Source organism: Streptomyces aurantiogriseus, from assembly GCF_014649375.1.
Lineage (GTDB): Bacteria > Actinomycetota > Actinomycetes > Streptomycetales > Streptomycetaceae > Streptomyces > Streptomyces aurantiogriseus.
Genome location: NZ_BMSX01000010.1, coordinates 175,320 through 192,649, shown reverse-complemented (window position 1 = coordinate 192,649; position 17,330 = coordinate 175,320). Strand labels below are relative to the sequence as shown.

Here is a 17,330-nt window from a genome sequence, read left to right as displayed (position 1 = left end):
TGGACGGGCCCGCCCAGCCGTAGGGGTGTGTGGCGGGGATCTCCCGACCGGCTCGGGAGGAAACGGTTCGGCCGTCTCCTCAGGAGGACGTCAGCCCGGATGCACCATCTCAGCTCGCCAGTGCCGTCGTCAGTTCGCGCACCGCCACCACGTCCATCCGCGCGGGTGAACCCAGGACCGACGCCCCACAGCTCTCCGGGCGGGGCGGCAGGGACGCACTCGCGGCCACGACGACCATCCAGTGACGCCCGTCGGCGTGCGCGACGGTCACCTCCCAGTGCGGCGCCTCGCCGTGTGTACGGACGACGCCGAGAGCCTCCGCCGCGTACTCGCCGATCGCGGCGCGCACGGCCAGCTCCGCCGCCTGGCCGGGGCGATCCCAGGCCGATCGTCCACGGCACCCCTCCATGGCGATCCGGCCCTCCTGGACGCCGTGCAGCACCTCCTTGACGGTGTGCGCCTCGGCGCGGCCGTACGCGTAGCCGTGCGGCAGGACGAGCACGGTGGGGGAGAAGCGGTGACCTCCCAGATGGGTGACCTCCCAGACGCCGTCCACACCGGAGGCGGTGAGCTCGGCGGCGAGGGGGCGGCCCAGCAGCGCGCAGCAGCGGTCGCGCTTGCCGTTCGTGCAGACGAGAGCGAGCGGGTCGCCGGTGTGCGGTCGGCCCTGGAGCGCGGTGTCGAAGCTGTGCGAGTCGCCCCGGCCGAGCGCGGCGAAGTCGAGGTCCAGCAGCCAGCTCGGGTCGGTGGTCGTGGCGCTGTGCAGCCACACCTGTCCGGGAACGGTGTGGGCCGCGTACACGCGGCGCAGGCGCGGCGTACCGAAGTCCGCGTGGCGTCCCGGGCGCCGGATGAGCGCGACGCGTACGCCCGTGCCCTGCGAGGCGGCCTCCAGGGCGCGGCCCAGGGCTGGGTCGAGGTGGCTCGAAACGAGGGCCTTGGCGCCCCAGGGGCCGGGCTGTTCCAGCAGAAGCCAGGTCCTCGCCGTGGGCGCGGTTGCGGACATGGGCTCGTCAAGGTCCTGCGAGACGGCCGTGCACGTACTCACAGAGGTGAGCCTAACCTGACTTCGGTCGGTGCGGCTTCCGGAGGGTCGTGTGCCCTTCTCGGGCCGCACGCGCGCGCGTGCCGCTCGGGAGCCCGCGGGTGGCTGTCGGCTGTCGCGTGTGGCCTGGTCAGGGCGGCTGCGGAGCCTTGCTCCAGTATGGGCCGGCCGGGCATCCGGCCCGCGCGGAAATCCACTCGGTCGGAGAACGCGTGTGGCCTGGTGCCGTTCTGGCGCCAGGCCTCATTCGGTGGTGATCGAGCAGTGACGGGGTGCCGGGCTGCTCGCCGGTGAACGCCCGGCTTGCTCGACGGTTGTGTGCGGCCGGGGTGTGTGACGGGACGGGTCTGCGGGTGGACGCGTGCTCGTGCGGTGGGTCAGGCGTCGGGGATGTCCGCCTTGGCGCGGATCAGGGTTTCTCTGCTCACGATGACAATGCGTTCGTAGTCGGCTCGTGAAGCGTCCGCGGGTAGTTCACCGTCCAGCGCCTCGGTGGCCTCCGTGCCGATGACGGCGAAGTTGCCGTCGCTGAGTTCGAACACGTCCGGGCAGTTGGCTCCTGAGTTACTGCCTCTGGCACTCGGAGGCACACCGATGCGGCGCACGATCTTCAAGGGGGGTACCAGTCCTTACACAAGTTCGGGCACAGTGGAGGGCAAAACCGTACTGTGGCCGGTGGTGTGTTCGCGTCCACATGGGCAAAAGTCATGCAGGCGTGTCGTCGGCGAGAAGAGTTGACCGGTGTGGCGTCGCGGGACGAGCGTCACTCGGACGGCGGGTTGCCCACGACCCACCACTCGTCCGTATCGGCTTCATCGAGGTCGTGGACGAGGCCGTCCACCATATGGCCGATCCTGGCTTCGTCGGAGGACTGGTTGAGAGTCGCGCGTTGGCTCTTCGACGCCTCCCAGTACTCACGGAAGAGGGGGCTCTGAAAGAACTCACGCAGATACGTGTACAGCCCCTCCCGGTCCAGGATGCCCGCTTGGTAAAGGTGGTAGAGGTGGGTGTACCAGGCGTTGGCGTAGAAGAACTGGCGGCGCTTTTCCGCGGGGATGCTCTTGTCATAGGTGTCGATCACGACGGCGAGGGACGGATCGTCGATGGCCCTGGACAGTAGTTCCCAGTGCATGCGCTGTTGGTGCGCCAGAGCCTTGCGCCGGACCGCCAACTCCTCGAGTTCGAGCCGCCTCTCTTGCAGACGCGCCTCTTCCCGACGCCGTTGACACGCGGCCAGCGTCGCGGCGGCTGTGGCGAGCAGCAGGCCGGCTGCGACAGACCCCAGCCTCCCCGCCTTGTTCCTCTGTGTGGCCATGTCAACCCCCGAATCAGGCGACCGTCAGCCGGTCGTCGGATGCGGGTGGACTGACGGGGACCGGCGAGCGGTGGGTGGCGCTTGCCGTCTCCCAGAGTGCCGAGCGGCTCTGATCGGCGGGGAGGCGGAGGAGAGGCGCACGGAGGGAAGTGAGGGTCGCACGCCACGGCGCCTTGACGAACGTCTGCCCCGCAAGTGCTGCTAACAATCGTTCACTTCGCGGTGATTCTTCCCGCTCGTATCCTGGGTCGGCATTCAGTCCTCGACCGTGCGCCGGGCCCGTGAGCCGGTGCACGCGTAGGTGCCAGAGAGGTCGCACATTGACGCAGAGCCGTACTCCGCAGCAGATTCCGGTCGTCGTTCTCGCCGGGTTCCTCGGCTCCGGCAAGACGACTCTGCTCAACCACCTCCTGCACCGCAGCGGAGGCAGCCGGATCGGCGCGATCGTGAACGACTTCGGTGCCATAGAGATCGACGCCCTGGCCGTGGCCGGCGCGCTCGGCGACTCCACCGTCTCCCTCGGCAACGGCTGTCTGTGCTGCGCCGTCGACGCCAGTGAACTCGACGTCTACCTCGAACGCCTCGCCCGCCCCTCCGCCGGCATCGACGTCATCGTCATCGAGGCCAGCGGGCTCGCCGAGCCCCAGGAACTCGTTCGGATGGTCCTGGCCAGCGAACACCCGGGGATCGTCTACGGCGGACTCGTCGAGCTCGTCGACGCTGCCGAGTTCGACGAGACCCGCGCCAGGCATCCCGAGATCGACCGGCACCTCGCCCTCGCCGATCTCGTCGTCGTGAACAAGCTGGACCGCACGCCCGACGCCGACCGCGTCCTGGGACTCGTCCGCTCCCTCACCGACCGGGCCGCCGTCGTCCCCGCCACCTACGGCCGCATCGACCCCGAGTTCCTCTTCGACTGCCGCCCCGGTGAGGAGCGCGTCGGGCAGCTCTCCTTCGACGACCTGCACCGCCAGGGCGACGACGAGCACGACGACCACGCCGGTCACCTGCACGCCGCCTACGACAGCCTCTCCTTCGCCTCCGAAGTCCCCCTCGACCCGCGCCGGTTGATGCTGTTCCTCGACAGCCGCCCCGAGGGCCTGTACCGGATCAAGGGGTACGTCGACTTCGGCCCGCACGACACCGCCCACCGGTACGCCGTGCACGCCGTCGGCCGCTTCCTGCGCTTCTACCCGGAGCCCTGGGGATCCGCCGGGGAGCGCCTCACGCAGCTCGTCCTGATCGGCTCCGGTATCGACGCGGCCGCCCTCGGCAAGGAACTGGAGGCATGCAAGAGCGACGCCCCACACGCCGACGAGCACGGCATGTGGGGCGTCCTGCGCTACGTACAGAACCCCGAGGACCGCGCCGACGAGGTCTTCGAGGAGGCCTAGACCGGGCCCGCCACCACCGCCACCGTCTTCGCCAGCGAGACGCCCGAGCCGTCGCGGCGCGGGTCCATCTCCGGCAGCTCGGCCGGGGTGCCGTTCTTCTGCGCGGCCCGCGCCGGTGTGGCGCCCGCCCAGGCCAGGGACAGGCAGTCCTCGCCCTTCAGGAACCGCTGGCAGCGCACACCGCCGGTGGCGCGGCCCTTGCGCGGGTACTGGTCGAACGGTGTGAGCTTGGCGGTCGTCTGGACGGAGTCGTCCAGCGTGCCGCGCGAGCCCGCGACCGTGAAGACCACCGCGTCCGCCGCCGGGTCCACCGCCGTGAAGGAGATCACCTTCGCGCCCTCGGCGAGCTTGATGCCCGCCATGCCGCCCGCCGGACGGCCCTGCGGGCGGACCTGCGAGGCCTGGTAGCGCAGCAGCTGGGCGTCGTCCGTGATGAAGACCAGGTCCTCCTCGCCCGTGCGCAGCTCGACCGCGCCGACGATCCGGTCGCCCTCCTTGAGGGTGATGACCTCCAGCTCCTCCTTGTTGGACGGGTAGTCCGGCACCACGCGCTTCACGACGCCCTGCTCCGTACCGAGCGCCAGGCCCGGGGAGGACTCGTCGAGCGTGGTGAGGCAGACCACCGTCTCGTCACCCTCCAGGGAGACGAACTCCGCCAGCGGGGCACCGCCCGACAGGTTCGGCGCCGACGCCGTGTCCGGGAGCTGCGGCAGGTCGATGACGTTGATCCGCAGCAGCCGGCCTGCCGAGGTGACCGCGCCGATCTCCCCGCGCGCGGTGGCCGGCACCGCCGAGACGATCACGTCGTGCTTGGTGCGCCTGCCGTCCGCGTCCTCCGCGAACGGCTCGGCGTTCGCCGTACGGGCCAGCAGGCCCGTCGAGGAGAGCAGCACACGGCAGGGGTCGTCGGCGACCTGGAGCGGTACGGCGGCGACCGGGGTGCCCGCCGACTCCAGCAGGACCGTACGCCGCTCGGTCCCGAACTTCTTGGCCACCGCGGCCAGTTCGGCCGAGACCAGCTTGCGCAGCTCCGCGTCCGACTCCAGGATCCGGGTCAGCTCGGCGATCTCGGCGTTGAGCTTCTCCTTCTCCGCCTCCAGCTCGATACGGTCGTACTTGGTCAGCCGGCGCAGCGGCGTGTCCAGGATGTACTGGGTCTGGACCTCCGACAGGGAGAAGCGCTCCATCAGGCGCTCCTTGGCCTGCGCGCTGTTCTCGCTGGAACGGATCAGGCGGATGACCTCGTCGATGTCGACGAGCGCCGTGAGCAGGCCCTCCACCAGGTGCAGACGGTCACGCCGCTTGCTCCGGCGGAACTCGCTGCGCCGCCGCACGACCTCGAAGCGGTGGTCGAGGTAGACCTCCAGGAGCTCCTTCAGGCCCAGCGTGAGCGGCTGGCCGTCCACCAGTGCCACGTTGTTGATGCCGAAGGACTCCTCCATCGGCGTCAGCTTGTAGAGCTGCTCCAGGACGGCCTCCGGCACGAAGCCGTTCTTGATCTCGATGACCAGGCGCAGGCCGTGCTCACGGTCGGTGAGGTCCTTGACGTCCGCGATGCCCTGGATCTTCTTCGAGCCGACCAGGTCCTTGATCTTGGCGATGACCTTCTCGGGGCCGACCGCGAAGGGCAGTTCGGTGATGACCAGGCCCTTGCGGCGGGCCGTGACGGTCTCCACCGACACCGTGGCGCGGATCTTGAAGGTGCCGCGGCCCGTCTCGTAGGCGTCCCTGATCCCGGAGAGGCCGACGATCCGGCCGCCGGTGGGCAGGTCGGGGCCCGGGACGTGCCGCATCAGGGCGTCCAGATCCGCGTTCGGGTAGCGGATCAGGTGGCGGGCGGCCGCGATGACCTCGCCCAGGTTGTGCGGCGGCATGTTGGTGGCCATGCCGACCGCGATGCCCGAGGAGCCGTTGACCAGGAGGTTCGGGAAGGCGGCGGGCAGCGCCACCGGCTCCTGCTCCTGGCCGTCGTAGTTGGGCGTGAAGTCGACCGTGTCCTCGTCGATCGACTCGGTCATCAGGCTCGTCGCCGCGGCCTGGCGGCACTCCGTGTACCGCATGGCGGCCGGCGGGTCGTCGTTGCCCAGCGAGCCGAAGTTGCCGTGGCCGTCGACCAGCGGCACACGCATGGAGAAGGGCTGGGCCATGCGCACCAGGGCGTCGTAGATCGACGCGTCGCCGTGCGGGTGCAGCTTGCCCATGACCTCGCCGACGACGCGGGCGCACTTCACATAGCCGCGGTCGGGGCGCAGGCCCATCTCGTTCATCTGGTACACGATGCGGCGGTGCACCGGCTTGAGGCCGTCGCGGGCGTCCGGCAGGGCGCGGGAGTAGATGACCGAGTACGCGTACTCGAGGAAGGAGCCCTGCATCTCGTCGACGACGTCGATGTCGAGGATCTTCTCCTCGTACGAGTCGTCGGGCGGCGGGGTCTTCGTGCTGCGGCGGGCCATCGCTGCCGGCTCCTCCTGTTTCCTGGTCGCTCGCCTGGGGGGCGCTCGCCCTTCGGCTCACTCTTGCTGAAGCGTGTGACGGGATCTGATGCCGACCATTGTGGACCGTGGCACTGACAGTCCGGGCCGGGACCCGGGCGTCGGCGTCCGGCCCCGACTGGAGGCGCGCCTCCTCCACGGCTGCCCGCAGGCTACGCGATCTCGCTCTCGGCGTACGTCGTCCGGGAACTTCGCCGACGCTCCGCGCGCTTGCATACAGTGGCAGGACCGGCAGGAAAACCGCGGTTTCGACGACCGCGTCCGCGATCGGAAGGGACGTACATGCCCATGGGTCACACGGCCACAGCCCAGGCAGGCTCCGGGGGCCTGACAGCGACCGAGCACCGCCTGGCCAACGGCCTGCGCGTGGTGCTCTCCGAGGACCACCTGACCCCCGTGGCGGCGGTGTGCCTCTGGTACGACGTCGGTTCGCGCCACGAAGTCAAGGGTCGTACCGGGCTTGCTCACCTTTTTGAGCACTTGATGTTCCAGGGCTCCGCCCAGGTCAAGGGCAACGGCCACTTCGAGCTGGTCCAGGGCGCGGGCGGCTCGCTCAACGGCACCACCAGCTTCGAGCGCACCAACTACTTCGAGACCATGCCCGCCCACCAGCTGGAGCTCGCCCTCTGGCTGGAGGCCGACCGCATGGGCTCGCTGCTGGCCGCCCTGGACGACGAGTCCATGGAGAACCAGCGCGACGTCGTCAAGAACGAGCGCCGCCAGCGCTACGACAACGTCCCCTACGGCACGGCCTTCGAGAAGCTGACCGCCCTCGCCTACCCGGACGGCCACCCCTACCACCACACGCCGATCGGCTCGATGGCCGACCTGGACGCGGCGACCCTGGAGGACGCGCGCGCGTTCTTCCGCACGTACTACGCGCCGAACAACGCCGTCCTGTCGGTCGTCGGCGACATCGACCCCGAGCAGACGCTCGCCTGGATCGAGAAGTACTTCGGTTCGATCCCCCCTCACGACGGCAAGCCCGATCCGCGTGACGGCGCCCTGCCCGACATCATCGGCGAGCAGCTGCGCGAGATCGTCGAGGAAGAGGTCCCCGCCCGCGCCCTGATGGCCGCCTACCGCCTGCCGGAGGACGGCACGCGCGCGTGCGACGCGGTCGACCTGGCGCTCACCATCCTCGGCGGCGGCGAGTCCTCCCGCCTCTACAACCGCCTCGTCCGCCGCGACCGTACGGCGGTGGCGGCGGGCTTCGGTCTGCTGCGGCTCGCCGGAGCGCCCTCCCTGGGCTGGCTGGACGTGAAGACGTCCGGCGAGGTCGAGGTGCCGGTCATCGAGGCCGCCATCGACGAGGAGCTCGCCCGGTTCGCTGAGGAAGGCCCCACGGCGGAGGAAATGGAGCGCGCCCAGGCCCAGTTGGAGCGCGAGTGGCTGGACCGGCTCGGCACGGTCGCCGGCCGTGCCGACGAACTGTGCCGGTACGCCGTGCTGTTCGGCGACCCGCAGCTCGCCCTGACCGCCGTCCAGCGTGTGCTGGACGTCACGGCGGAGGAGGTGCGGGAGGTCGCCCAGGCCCGGCTGCGGCCCGACAACCGGGCCGTGCTGGTCTACGAGCCCGTTGAGGGCGCCGAAAGCACCGAGGACACCGAAAGCACCGAGATCACCGCCGACGAGGACGAGAACGAGGAGGCGGCCAAGTGACCGAGCTCGCCACGATGGACTTCCACCCCCAGCCCCAGGCGGGCGAGGCCCGGCCCTGGGCGTTCCCGGCCCCCGCGCGCGGGACGCTCGACAACGGCCTGACCGTCCTGCACTGCCACCGTCCCGGCCAGCAGGTCGTCGCCGTCGAGGTCCTCCTCGACGCGCCCCTGGACGCCGAGCCGGCCGGCCTCGACGGTGTCGCCACGATCATGGCGCGGGCCTTCTCCGAGGGCACCGACAAGCACTCCGCCGAGGAGTTCGCCGCCGAGCTGGAGCGCTGCGGCGCCACCCTCGACGCACACGCCGACCACCCCGGTGTCCGCCTCAGCCTGGAGGTCCCGGCCTCCCGCCTGGCCAAGGCCCTCGGCCTGATCGCCGACGCCCTCAGGGCGCCCGCGTTCGCCGACAGCGAGGTCGAGCGACTCGTCCGCAACCGTCTGGACGAGATCCCGCACGAGCTGGCCAACCCCTCCCGGCGTGCCGCCAAGGAACTCTCCAAGGAGCTGTTCCCCGCCGACGTGCGCATGTCGCGCCCGCGCCAGGGCACCGCGGAGACCGTCGAGAACATCGACTCGGCGGCCGTCCGCGCCTTCTACGAGAAGCACGTCCGCCCCGCCACGGCCACCGCCGTGGTCGTCGGCGACCTCACCGGCGTCGACCTGGACGCGCTCCTCGGTGACACCCTGGGCGCCTGGACGGGCTCCTCGGCCCAGCCGCGGCCCGTGCCGCCGGTGACCGCCGACGACACCGGCCGGGTCGTCATCGTGGACCGCCCCGGCGCCGTCCAGACGCAGCTGCTGATCGGCCGCGTCGGAGCCGACCGGCACGCGCGCGTGTGGCCCGCCCAGGTGCTCGGCACGTACTGCCTCGGCGGCACCCTCACCTCCCGCCTGGACCGCGTCCTGCGCGAGGAGAAGGGCTACACCTACGGCGTGCGCGCCTTCGGGCAGGTCCTGCGGTCCGCGCCGGACGGCACGGGCGCCGCGATGCTCGCCATCAGCGGCTCCGTCGACACCCCGAACACCGGTCCCGCGCTGGCGGATCTCTGGCAGGTGCTGCGCACCCTCGCCGAGGGGGGCCTGACCGACGCCGAGCGCGACGTCGCCGTGCAGAACCTCGTCGGGGTGGCACCGCTGAAGTACGAGACCGCCGCGGCCGTCGCCGGCACCCTGGCCGACCAGGTCGAGCAGCACCTGCCCGACGACTACCAGGCGGCGCTGTACCAGCAGCTCGCCGCGACCGGCACCGTGGAGGCCACCGCGGCGGTCGTGAGCGCCTTCCCGGTGGACCGCCTGGTGACCGTCCTCGTCGGTGACGCCGCCCAGATCAAGGAGCCGGTCGAGGCCCTCGGTATCGGCGAGGTGAAGGTCGTCTCCGCGGAGTAGGCACCGCGACGGCACACGCGCGTAGGGGCCCTGGTCGACGGAAGCGTCACCAGGGCTCCCTGATGTCCGAATTGAGGGAGAGGTTGCCTGTCTGCCCTGTGGCATGCGCTACAAAAGCCGCGTTCCGTTTGGGGATTGACAGCGGCCGCGTCTAGTTTCATCCGGGCTGTTCGTCGGGCAGTGCGCCGCATCCGCGGCACCGGACAGTCATCGCCGAGTCCCCGTACGGCGCGAGCCAGGGGAGCCGGGGACCCAACTAGGCAGTCCCTGGGGTGAATCGGGCACCCGCGCGTTGCGCGAGGGGGCCCGTAGGAGACCTTCCTGCTCCGAACCCGTCAGCTAACCCGGTAGGCGAGAGGGAAGGAAAGGACCGCTCACTTCATGGCGTTCACCTGCGCCACCGGGAAGCACCGTCGTCCCAGTCGGATGAAGCGCACCACCGCCCGTGCGGCGGGCATCGCGGCGCTCACCACCACCGGCGTCATCGGTACCGCGGCCTCCGGCCCCGCCATGGCCGCGGAGCCCTCCGCCGAGCAGACCGGCCTCATCCCCGTCGTCACCATCGGCGAGACCGTCGCCGCGCAGATCGACGACCAGGCCGCCGCGCAGAAGCAGGCCGCCCAGGAGGAGGCCGCGCGCAAGCTGGCCGCGGAACAGGCCGCCGCGAAGGTCAAGGCGGAGCGCGAGGTCCGGGCCCGCGCCGCCCGGGAGGCCGAGCGCAAGCGCCTCAGCACCTTCGTGTCGCCGATCACCAGCTCCTACGTCTCCACCGGCTACAGGTCCGGCGGCTCCCTGTGGTCCTCCGGCAGCCACACCGGCATCGACTTCCACGCCTCGAGCGGCACTTCCGTGCACGCGGTCGGGCTAGGCACGGTCGTCGAGGCCGGCTGGGGCGGCGCCTACGGCAACCAGGTCGTGATCCGGATGAACGACGGCACGTACACCCAGTACGGCCATCTGTCGTCCATCAGCGTCTCGGTGGGCCAGAAGGTCACCCCGGGCCAGCGGATCGGCCTCTCCGGCGCGACCGGCAACGTCACCGGCCCGCACCTGCACTTCGAGGCCCGTACCACCCCGGAGTACGGCTCGGACATCGACCCGGTCGCCTACCTCCGCAAGCACGGCGTGAACGTCTGAGGACGCACGGCGACAGATCGTCCAGCCCCGGCCCCGAGCGGCCGGGGCTTTCGCCGTTTCACGCGCCCCGCTGTCCAAAAAATATCCCTGGATTCCGGCCTGCCATCGGAAATTCCGGCTCATTGCAATAGAGTCACTGAACACACGTCAATCGTCGACGTTTCACGGGGATTAAGGCGGAGGTCGGTCATGCGTATTCCGGCGCACTCGGTGTGCACGGCCATCCGGGACGACATCGTCGCGGGTGTCTACGAGCGCGGCAGCCGCCTCACCGAGGAACTCCTGGCCCGTCGCTACGGCGTCTCGCGCGTCCCCGTCCGGGAGGCGCTGCGCACGCTGGAGGCGGAGGGCTTCGTCGTCACGCGGCGGCACGCAGGCGCGTGCGTCGCCGAACCGACCGAGCAGGAGGCCGCCGACCTGCTGGAGATGCGCATGCTCCTGGAGCCGCTCGGCGCCGCCCGGGCCGCCCAGCGGCGCACGGAGGCGCACCTGAAGGTGCTCCGTGGCCTCGTCCGGCTGGGCCAGGAGCGCGCCAGGAGGGGCAACAGCGAGGATCTGCGCTCCCTGGGCGGCTGGTTCCACGAGACGCTCGCCCAGGCCTCCGGCAGCCACGCCCTGACCTCGACACTCACCCAGCTGCGCCACAAGATCGCCTGGATGTACGCGGTGGAGGCACCGGCCAACCCCGTGGAGTCCTGGACGGAGCACGGCGCCATCGTGGACGCGGTGGCGCGCGGCGACGGCGAGCGCGCGCGGGCGATCACGGCGCTGCACACCGAGCGCGCGACCTCCGCACACCGGCTGCGCTTTTCCGGCGGGGACCGCCCGGACCGTGTGAGGACTTCGCAACACGTCGTAAACATGTCGGGCCTGCGGCATTAACACGGGGGCCGTATACAAAGAAGGGATATTCGGCGGAGCTGTATTTCCGCTGCCCTTTTCTCGCGCGCCCGGAATTTTCCGGAGACGCGCTCTCGGTGCGCTCGCGGACTTTTCCCGGCATGCCTCCGGCAATTTCTCCGAAGTGCCTGGGCGGAAAACGCGGAGCCGCGCCGCCCGGCAAGGGGCGACGCGGCTCCGCGCGTCCTGTCGGCGAGACTCAGACGGTCTCGGGGAGCTCCTCGAGCCCCTCGGAGACCAGCTTGGCCAGCCGGTCGAGGGCGGCGTCCGCGCCCTCGGCGTCGGAGGCGAGGACGATCTCCTCGCCGCCCTTGGCGCCCAGGCCGAGAACGGCCAGCATGGAAGCCGCGTTGACGGGGGTGCCGCCCGCCTTGGCGATCGTCACCGGGACGCCTGCGGCCGTGGCGGCTCGGACGAAGATGGAGGCGGGGCGGGCGTGAAGGCCCTCGGCCCAGCCGACGTTGACGCGGCGCTCAGCCATGTGATGCTGCCCTTCAGTGTTCAGGTTGTCTAGACCAGTGTTCCACACGTGAAGCGTGGACGGGACGGGTGCTTGCGACCCGTCCCGGTGTGGTCGTCGGACCTCGGCCTCGATCCGACTTCCGTCCTCCACAGACTGCCTCGCGCCGTTGTCGTACGCGAGCCGTACTCTGGGCCCCATGCAGAGCGCCTCGGACCGGCACGAGTACCCCGCCCACTGGGAAGCCGACGTGGTGCTGCGCGACGGCGGCACCGCGCGCATCCGCCCCATCACCGTTGATGACGCCGAGCGCCTGGTCAGCTTCTACGAGCAGGTCTCGGACGAGTCGAAGTACTACCGCTTCTTCGCGCCCTACCCGCGTCTGTCCGCCAAGGACGTCCACCGCTTCACGCACCACGACTTTGTGGACCGGGTGGGACTCGCGGCCACGGTAGGCGGCGAGTTCATCGCCACCGTACGCTATGACCGCATCGGTGCCGACGGTCTGCCCGCCTCCGCGCCCGCCGACGAGGCCGAGGTCGCCTTCCTCGTGCAGGACGCCCACCAGGGCAGGGGCGTGGCCTCCGCACTCCTGGAACACGTCGCGGCCGTCGCACGCGAGCGCGGCATCCGCCGGTTCGCCGCCGAGGTCCTCCCCGCCAACACCAAGATGATCAAGGTGTTCACGGACGCCGGGTACACCCAGAAGCGCAGCTTCGAGGACGGCGTCGTCCGCCTGGAGTTCGACCTCGAACCCACCGAGCGCTCCCTGGCCGTGCAGCGCGCGCGGGAGCAGCGCGCCGAGGCCCGCTCCGTACGGCGGCTGCTGACGCCCGGCTCGGTCGCCGTCGTCGGCACCGGCCGCACCTCCGGCGGCGTCGGCCGCAGCGTCCTCGGCAACCTCCGCCAGGCCGGCTTCACCGGGCGCCTGTACGCCGTGAACAAGGCCTTCCCGCAGGACCTGAAGGAGTTCGACGGGGTGCCCGCCCACCGCTCGGTGCGCGACATCGACGAGCCGGTCGACGTCGCGGTCGTCGCCGTGCCGGCGGACCACGTGCCCGAGGTCGTCGCCGAATGCGGCGAGCACGGCGTGCAGGGCCTCGTCGTCCTCGCCGCCGGCTACGCCGAGAGCGGCCCCGAGGGACGCGAGCGCCAGCGCGAACTCGTGCGGCACGCGCGCGCGTACGGGATGCGGATCATCGGCCCCAACGCCTTCGGGATCATCAACACCTCCCCGGAGGTGCGGCTGAACGCCTCCCTGGCCCCGCAGATGCCGCGGACCGGCCGGATCGGCCTGTTCGCCCAGTCCGGCGCCATCGGCATCGCCCTGCTCTCCCGCCTCCACCGACGCGGCGGAGGCGTCACCGGCGTCACGGGCGTGTCGACGTTCGTCTCCTCCGGCAACCGCGCCGACGTCTCCGGCAACGACGTCCTGCAGTACTGGTACGACGACCCCGACACCGACGTCGCCCTCATGTACCTCGAGTCCATCGGCAACCCCCGCAAGTTCACCCGCCTCGCGCGGCGTACGGCGGCGGCGAAGCCGCTGGTGGTGGTGCAGGGCGCCGGTTCCGCTCCACAGGGCCACACCGTACGGGCCACGCGGCTGCCGCACGCGACGGTGTCCGCGCTGCTGCGGCAGGCCGGCGTGATCCGCGTGGACACCATCACCGAGCTGGTGGACGCGGGCCTGCTGCTCGCCCGCCAGCCGCTGCCGAGAGGTCCACGGGTGGCGATCCTGGGCAACTCCGAGTCGCTCGGCCTGCTGACCTACGACGCCTGCCTCTCCGAGGGGCTGCGCCCGCAGCCGCCGCTGGACCTGACCACGGAGGCGTCGGCGGAGGACTTCCACGCGGCGCTGGCGCGCGCCCTGGGCGACGAGACCTGCGACGCGGTCGTGGTGACGGCGATCCCGGCGATCGGAGAGGCGTCGCCCGGCGACGCGGAACTGGCGGAAGCCCTGCGCTCCGCCGCGGCCACGGGCCCCGCCAAGCCCGTGCTTGTCGTGCACGTGGAGCTCGGCGGCCTCGCGGAAGCCCTGTCGGCCGCGACGAGCACCTCCCCACGCGCGCGGAGCGCGACGCCGGAGGCCGGGACACCACCGGCCCCCGTGACCGAGGCACCCGAGGGCGCCCACCTCATCCCCGCGTACCCCGCCGCCGAACGCGCGGTCCGCGCCCTCGCCGAGGCCGTGAAGTACGCGCAGTGGCGGCGCGAGGCCGCCGACCCCGGCAAGGTGCCCGAGTACGAGGACATCGACGAGAAGGGCGCCGCCGAGCTGATCGGCGGACTCCTCGCGCGCGGGCAGGGCCTCACCCTCGGCACCGACGAGACCTGCGAGCTGCTCGGCCGGTACGGCGTCCCCGTGCGCCGTGCCATCCCCGCGCCGACCCCGGACGAGGCCGCCCGGGCCGCCGGCGCCCTCGGCTACCCCGTCGCCCTCAAGGCCACCGCCCCCCACCTGCGCCACCGCGCCGACCTGGGCGGCGTCCGGCTCGATCTCGCGGACGAGGAGCAACTGCGGCGGGCGTACGCCGAGTTGACCGAGCTGTTCGGGAAGCCGGAGGAGGTGCGTCCGGTCGTCCAGGCCATGGCCCCGCGCGGGGTCGACACCATCGTCCGCGCGGTCATCGACCCGGCGGCCGGAGCCGTGCTGTCGTTCGGCCTCGCCGGGCCGACCTCACAACTGCTCGGCGACATGGCGCACCGCCTGATCCCGGTCACCGACCGCGACGCGACCTCCCTGGTCCGCTCGATCCGGACGGCACCCCTCCTGTTCGGCTGGCGCGGCTCCACACCCGTCGACACCCCCGCCCTGGAGGAGCTGCTGGTGCGGGTGTCCCGCCTGGTCGACGACCACCCGGAGGTCGTCGCGGTCACCCTGGAGCCGGTCGTCGTCGCCCCGCACGGCCTGAGCGTCCTCGGCGCCTCGGTACGCCTCGCGCCCCCGCCCGCCCGCGACGACCTCGGCCCCCGGACGCTCCCCGCGTACTGAAGCGACCGCGAGCGGTCCCTCGCAGTCAGTGGGTCCCCGTAGGATGGACGGCATGGCCAAGACCAGTACGACGACCCAGGGGCTGCGTGCGGCGATCGAGCGCAGCGGCTACTACCCGGCCCTCGTGGCCGAGGCGGTGGAGGCCGCTGTGGGCGGCGAGCCCATGCGGTCGTACCTGGTCCACCAGGAGACCACGTTCGACCAGAACGAGGTGCGCCGGCATGTGACCGTGCTGGTCCTCACCGGCAACCGCTTCATCGTCAGCCACACCGACGAGCAGGCCGCCGACACCACCTCCCCGACGCCGTACGCCACGACGTCCACCGAGTCCGTGAAGCTCGGCCGGATCTCGTCGGTCGTGGTCAGCCGCGTGGTCGCCAACCCGGAGTCGTACACGCCGGGCACGCTGCCGCGCGAGGTCGTGCTGACCATCGGCTGGGGTGCCGTCTCCCGCATCGACCTGGAGCCGGCCGCCTGCGGCGACCCCAACTGCGACGCCGACCACGGCTACACGGGCAACTCGACGGCGGACGACCTCAGCCTGCGCGTCAGCGAGGCCGGGGACGGCCCGGAGACGGTGCGCCAGGCGCTCGCCTTCGCGCAGGCGCTCTCCGAGGCGACCGCGGACCTCACCCGCTGATGTCCCAGCTTGCATCCTGGGACCACCCGGAACCCCTTGCCGTCTCCTCCGCGCCCGTCCCCGAGTACGGCTCCGGCTCCCTCGCCGACCTGCTGCCCACGCTGGCCGCGGGCATGGGCGTACCCGGCCTGACCGCGGGGATTCCGGAACTGACCGCGGCCGACCGCAACTGCGTCTTCCTGATCGACGGACTCGGCTGGGAGCAGATCCAGGCCCACCCGGACGAGGCGCCCTACCTGCACGCGCTCCTCGGCAGCTCGCGCGGCGGCACCGGACGCCCCCTCACCGCCGGCTTCCCGGCGACCACCGCGACCTCCCTCGCCTCCGTCGGCACCGGCCTTCCGCCGGGCGCCCACGGCCTGCCCGGCTACACCGTGCGCGATCCGGCCACCGGCGAGCTGATGAACCAGCTCCGCTGGCAGCCGTGGACCTCGCCGCGCGTCTGGCAGCCGTACCCCACCGTCTTCCAGCTGGCCGACGCGGCGGGTGTGCACGCCGCGCAGGTGTCCTCGCCCGCCTTCGAGAGCACCCCGCTGACCAAGGTGGCGCTCAGTGGCGGAACGTTCCTGGGGCGCCTGACCGGCGAGGAGCGCATGGATGTCGCCGCCGAGCAACTCGCGGCCGGCGACCGCTCCCTGGTCTACACGTACTACGCCGAACTCGACGGCGCCGGCCACCGCTACGGCGTCTCCTCCGACACCTGGCGCGGCCAGCTCATGTACGTCGACCGGCTCGTCCAGCGCCTGGCGGAGCAACTCCCGCCCCGCAGCGCGCTGTACGTCACCGCCGACCACGGCATGGTCGACGTGCCCTTCGACGAACAGCACCGCATCGATTTCGACGAGGACTGGGAACTGCGCGCCGGCGTCGCCCTCCTGGGCGGCGAGGGCCGTGCCCGCCACGTCTACGCCGTACCGGGCGCCGAGAACGACGTCCTGACCTGCTGGCGCGAGGTGCTCGGGGAGCAGTTCTGGGTGGCCTCGCGGGACGAGGCCATCGCCGCGGGCTGGTTCGGGCGGCCCGACCAGGTCGACGAGCGCGTGTACGCCCGTCTCGGCGATGTGATCGCGGCCGCCCGGGACGACGTCCTGATCATCGCCTCCGAGCGGGAGCCGAAGGAGTCGGCGATGGTCGGCAACCACGGCTCGATGACCCCTGCCGAGCAGTTGGTCCCCCTGCTCGAAGTACGCTCCTGAAGCGCGTCCCCTGTTCTCCCTTGCCGAAAGGTGCTCAACTTGCCATGCCCGAGCTGGTGTTCTTCTCCGGAACCATGGACTGCGGGAAGTCGACGCTGGCTCTCCAGATCGAGCACAACCGTTCCGCACGCGGCCTGCAGGGCATGATCTTCACACGTGACGACCGCGCGGGAGAGGGCAAGCTGTCCTCCCGCCTCGGCCTGGTCACCGACGCCGTCGAGGTCAAGGACGGGCAGGACCTGTACGCCTACCTCGTCGACCACCTCTCGCACGGCGGCCGCGCGGACTACGTGATCGCGGACGAGGCGCAGTTCCTCGCGGAGGAGCAGATCGACCAGCTCGCGCGCGTGGTCGACGACCTCGGCATCGACGTCTACGCCTTCGGCATCACGACCGACTTCCGCTCCAAGCTGTTCCCCGGCTCCCAGCGGCTCGTCGAACTCGCCGACCGCGTCGAGGTCCTCCAGGTCGAGGCCCTGTGCTGGTGCGGCGCCCGCGCCACGCACAACGCCCGCACGGTCGGCGGCGTGATGGTCGTCGAGGGCGCCCAGGTCGTCGTCGGAGACGTCAACCAGGCGGACACCATCGGATACGAGGTCCTGTGCCGCCGGCACCACCGGCGCCGGATGACGGCGGCGACCGCCCGGGCGGCGGCGCTGTCACCGGACGTGCTGCCGGTGCAGCGGGCCTAGCGGCCGTCCGCCGGCAC

At 71.5% G+C, this 17,330-nt stretch carries 14 protein-coding genes and 1 riboswitch; of the genes, 9 read left to right on the top strand and 5 right to left on the bottom strand.

Going from position 1 to position 17,330, the window contains the following annotated elements:
• Positions 1-109: 109 nt before the first annotated feature.
• From IE263_RS22145 to IE263_RS22135, 3 genes are all read right to left on the bottom strand, one after another.
• Positions 110-1,048, bottom strand: a complete 939-nt coding sequence (locus tag IE263_RS22145) for a ferredoxin family protein (protein WP_189939306.1) — start codon at positions 1,046-1,048, stop codon at positions 110-112.
• A 374-nt stretch (positions 1,049-1,422) separates the two neighbouring features.
• Positions 1,423-1,659, bottom strand: coding sequence for a hypothetical protein (locus IE263_RS22140; protein ID WP_189939304.1), 237 nt, complete (start codon positions 1,657-1,659; stop codon positions 1,423-1,425).
• A gap of 149 nt (positions 1,660-1,808) precedes the next feature.
• Positions 1,809-2,360, bottom strand: a complete 552-nt coding sequence (locus IE263_RS22135; RefSeq protein WP_189939302.1) for a DUF6082 family protein — start codon at positions 2,358-2,360, stop codon at positions 1,809-1,811.
• A 320-nt stretch (positions 2,361-2,680) separates the two neighbouring features.
• Between IE263_RS22135 and IE263_RS22130 the strand changes: the two genes are divergently transcribed.
• The gene (locus tag IE263_RS22130) at positions 2,681-3,754 is read left to right on the top strand and encodes a CobW family GTP-binding protein (RefSeq protein ID WP_189939299.1); all 1,074 of its coding nucleotides are present in this window, start codon (positions 2,681-2,683) and stop codon (positions 3,752-3,754) included.
• Here IE263_RS22130 and IE263_RS22125 read toward each other — a convergent pair.
• Positions 3,751-6,207 (bottom strand): DNA gyrase/topoisomerase IV subunit A, encoded by a 2,457-nt coding sequence (locus tag IE263_RS22125; protein WP_189939297.1) that lies wholly within the window; start codon positions 6,205-6,207, stop codon positions 3,751-3,753. The genes IE263_RS22130 and IE263_RS22125 overlap by 4 nt on opposite strands.
• A 327-nt stretch (positions 6,208-6,534) precedes the next feature.
• Between IE263_RS22125 and IE263_RS22120 the strand changes: the two genes are divergently transcribed.
• From IE263_RS22120 to IE263_RS22105, 4 genes are all read left to right on the top strand, one after another.
• Positions 6,535-7,908: a M16 family metallopeptidase gene (locus tag IE263_RS22120; RefSeq protein ID WP_229911107.1), complete on the top strand. Its 1,374-nt coding sequence runs from the start codon at positions 6,535-6,537 to the stop codon at positions 7,906-7,908.
• A complete protein-coding gene (locus IE263_RS22115) occupies positions 7,905-9,293 on the top strand; it encodes a M16 family metallopeptidase (RefSeq protein WP_189939293.1) in 1,389 nt (462 codons plus the stop codon). The genes IE263_RS22120 and IE263_RS22115 overlap by 4 nt, the downstream gene beginning before the upstream one ends.
• A 201-nt stretch (positions 9,294-9,494) precedes the next feature.
• Positions 9,495-9,662, top strand: a riboswitch (cyclic di-AMP (ydaO/yuaA leader).
• Between the two features lie 12 nt (positions 9,663-9,674).
• A complete protein-coding gene (locus IE263_RS22110) occupies positions 9,675-10,430 on the top strand; it encodes a M23 family metallopeptidase (protein WP_189939291.1) in 756 nt (251 codons plus the stop codon).
• A 189-nt stretch (positions 10,431-10,619) separates the two neighbouring features.
• A complete protein-coding gene (locus tag IE263_RS22105; protein WP_189939289.1) occupies positions 10,620-11,312 on the top strand; it encodes a GntR family transcriptional regulator in 693 nt (230 codons plus the stop codon).
• 217 nt (positions 11,313-11,529) lie between these two features.
• Here IE263_RS22105 and IE263_RS22100 read toward each other — a convergent pair whose 3' ends face one another.
• Positions 11,530-11,811, bottom strand: a complete 282-nt coding sequence (locus IE263_RS22100; RefSeq protein WP_189939287.1) for an HPr family phosphocarrier protein — start codon at positions 11,809-11,811, stop codon at positions 11,530-11,532.
• A 178-nt stretch (positions 11,812-11,989) separates the two neighbouring features.
• On the opposite strand from IE263_RS22100, the gene IE263_RS22095 reads away from it, so the two are divergent.
• Genes IE263_RS22095 through IE263_RS22080 form a run of 4 tightly spaced genes read left to right on the top strand, consistent with a single transcriptional unit; the run spans position 11,990 to position 17,313 of the window.
• Complete coding sequence (locus IE263_RS22095) at positions 11,990-14,785, top strand: bifunctional acetate--CoA ligase family protein/GNAT family N-acetyltransferase (RefSeq protein WP_189939285.1); 2,796 nt, start codon at positions 11,990-11,992, stop codon at positions 14,783-14,785.
• A gap of 43 nt (positions 14,786-14,828) precedes the next feature.
• On the top strand, positions 14,829-15,425 hold the full coding sequence (locus IE263_RS22090) for a DUF5998 family protein (RefSeq protein ID WP_189939283.1): 597 nt from the start codon (positions 14,829-14,831) through the stop codon (positions 15,423-15,425).
• On the top strand, positions 15,425-16,621 hold the full coding sequence (locus IE263_RS22085) for an alkaline phosphatase family protein (protein ID WP_189939282.1): 1,197 nt from the start codon (positions 15,425-15,427) through the stop codon (positions 16,619-16,621). Before IE263_RS22090 ends, IE263_RS22085 begins: the two co-directional genes overlap by 1 nt.
• A gap of 44 nt (positions 16,622-16,665) precedes the next feature.
• Complete coding sequence (locus tag IE263_RS22080) at positions 16,666-17,313, top strand: thymidine kinase (protein WP_189939279.1); 648 nt, start codon at positions 16,666-16,668, stop codon at positions 17,311-17,313.
• Positions 17,314-17,330: the final 17 nt, after the last annotated feature.